Annotated in this window: 1 protein-coding gene; it reads left to right on the top strand. The window is 63.5% G+C overall.

Going from position 1 to position 1,356, the window contains the following annotated elements; all coding sequences use genetic code 11:
- Positions 1-106: 106 nt before the first annotated feature.
- On the top strand, positions 107-1,342 hold the full coding sequence (locus ALA01S_RS31025) for an ISL3 family transposase (RefSeq protein WP_028997046.1): 1,236 nt from the start codon (positions 107-109) through the stop codon (positions 1,340-1,342).
- Positions 1,343-1,356: the final 14 nt, after the last annotated feature.

The following is a 1,356-nucleotide window of genomic DNA, read 5'->3' as shown; positions in this document are numbered from 1 at the left end:
GCCTCTCTTGAATTTCGAGTGGGTAGACTGGCTGGGATTGAGGATGAAGGCGATGGTCGATGAAGCGTGCTGACGCACCGGCCATCGCGATACGGGTACGTTTGGAATGCACGACAAGTTGTTCGAAGCCGCGCTGGGAATCACTGCACCGTGGTCTGTGAAGGGTGTGCAGTTCGATGAGGCGGCCAAGGTGCTGACGGTGGCTATCGACTTTGCTGTCGGCTCTCGCTTTGCTGTGGAGGGTGTGCCTGGTGAGCACCCGATCCACGACACCGTCACCAAGACGTACCGGCACCTGAACTTCTTCCAGCACGAGTGCCTGCTGCAAGTGCGCACGCCCCGGGTGAAGCTGCCCGGCGGCTCGGTGCAGTTGGTCAAGCCGCCGTTTGCCGGACGCCTGTCGGGCTTCACGCTGCTGTTCGAGGCCTTGGTGCTGATGCTCGCACCTGAGATGCCGTTTGCGGCGGTGGCGCGCATCGTGGGCATCTCGCCGCACCGGGTGATGGCGATCTGCCAGCGATACGTCGCGCTGGCGCTGCAAGAGGCTGACTTCAGCGACGTCACCGCGCTGGCCATCGACGAGACCTCGCGTGCCCGCGGCCACGACTACATCACGCTGGCGGCTGATGCCGTCAAGCGCCGCGTGCTCAGCGTGACCACCGGGCGTAATGCCAAGGCTATTGCCGCGATCGCTGCCGAGCTTGCTGAGCACGGCTGCCCGTCTGAGCAGATCAAGTCGGTAAGCATCGACATGTCGCCCGCGTTCATCAAGGGCGTGGGCGAGCAGCTGCCCAACGCGCGCATCACGTTCGACAAATTCCACGTTGTCTGGCATGCCAATGCCGCGGTGGACAAGATGCGGCGCATCGAGCAGCGCAGCGACAAGTCCCTTAAGGGCATGCGCTGGACGCTGCTCAAGGACCGCGACCGTCTCAAGCCCGAGGCCGCCGTGGAGCTCGACGGCCTGATCGCCCGGATGGCGAGCGTGCGCACGGCACGCGCCTGGCTCTACAAGGAGCAGTTGCGCGAGATCCTGGAGCGCAAACAGATCAACGTCGTGCGCGCCATGCTGCTGCATTGGTGCCGCTGCGTGATGCGCTCCAAGGTCGAACCGATGAAGGTCGTGGCCGCAATGGTGCGCCGTCATCTTGAGGGCATCGTGGCCTGGGCTCAGACCCGCCAGACCAACGGCTTCATCGAAGCCCTCAATGGCCTGTTCCAGGCCGCCAAGCGCCGCGCCCGAGGCTTCACCCGCATGTCAACCATCAAGACCGTGATCTTCTTGATCGCCGGCAAGTTGGACTTCACCGCGGTCAACCCTCATGCCCGGCAACCCACTTGAAATTTAGAAGAGCC

The organism is Azohydromonas lata NBRC 102462 (assembly GCF_001571085.1).
Classification (GTDB): Bacteria; Pseudomonadota; Gammaproteobacteria; order Burkholderiales; family Burkholderiaceae_C; genus Azohydromonas; species Azohydromonas lata.
The sequence above is the reverse complement of the archived record's forward strand: the minus strand, read 5'-3'. Positions and strand labels throughout refer to the sequence as shown.

What these genes read in the sequence shown, in the direction of transcription:
- ALA01S_RS31025 (WP_028997046.1), top strand. Translation starts at nt 107, where the DNA reads ATGCACGACAAGTTGTTCGAAGCCGCGCTGGGAATCACTGCACCGTGG.